Below are 798 nucleotides of genomic sequence, written 5' to 3'. Positions count from 1 at the left end.
TTTAATTACGGGAAAAAAGATATTGGTAGAGGTCGAAGGCGGGATCTGGAGCGGAGGCCGTCATACAAGAGGCAAGGGCTATATAGGGGATATGGAGAAATACAACTCCGCAGCAATGATGGGTTTTACAGTTTTAAGGTTCAGTACAGAGCAAGTGAAGTCAGGTTTAGCGGTTCAGCAGATAGAGAAAATGGTGAGTGAAAGATGAGTGCAGCTTTAAAAACACAACAAATGGATTGGTCTAAATACACTATTGATGGATGGTTAGAGCAGTTTGGCGCTTGGTGCGAAACGGTTCGTATGAAGGGAGGGGATTTACCTGATGGTCTTCATATCAATCAAATTTACTGGTTAATGCGTGAAGCAGGTAATGAACTGCGTAAGGGTAAATCTTATATTCGATGTGAAATAAGTGATTATGAAGCAGACCAAATACAATCAATAATCAAAAATGTATTTAAATCTGACAAATGTGATTATATTACTAAGTTTGCTGTAATGTGCCTTGTTAAGCATAAGGTTGAGAATAGATCATTGAGCGCAGTTGCGGCTATTACCAATCAATCTAAAGGCCAAGTGAATATCATGGTTAGTTGTGCTAGATTCTACCTTCTTGGTAAATATAACTTTCTAACAATGGTGTAAAAATGAGTGAAATATGGAGCTTTGATTATAAAAATGGTTGGCAAAGAGAAAATGATTTTATAGATCGGATTGTTGCTTTACATCAAGAAGATGACATTAGCAAAGTACTGAAAATTCTTGAATATAATTCAACATCAGGTATTTATGCTATGA

Annotated in this window: 1 protein-coding gene and 1 pseudogene; both read left to right on the top strand. The window is 36.6% G+C overall.

What is annotated here, in order from left to right; genetic code table 11:
• Window positions 1–208, top strand: a pseudogene (locus tag J536_RS24575) (hypothetical protein); the annotation flags it as partial.
• Window positions 205–645, top strand: coding sequence for a hypothetical protein (locus J536_RS24570; protein ID WP_032064123.1), 441 nt, complete (start codon window positions 205–207; stop codon window positions 643–645). The pseudogene J536_RS24575 and the gene J536_RS24570, both read left to right, overlap by 4 nt.
• Window positions 646–798: the final 153 nt, after the last annotated feature.

The organism is Acinetobacter sp. 809848 (assembly GCF_000581275.1).
Lineage (GTDB): Bacteria > Pseudomonadota > Gammaproteobacteria > Pseudomonadales > Moraxellaceae > Acinetobacter > Acinetobacter pittii.
Note: the sequence above shows the minus strand (reverse complement) of the source record. Positions and strands in the feature narration are given on the sequence as shown.

Bases quoted from the DNA above. Each gene is read 5' to 3' on its own strand.
- J536_RS24570 (WP_032064123.1), top strand. From the start codon at position 205: ATGAGTGCAGCTTTAAAAACACAACAAATGGATTGGTCTAAATACACT.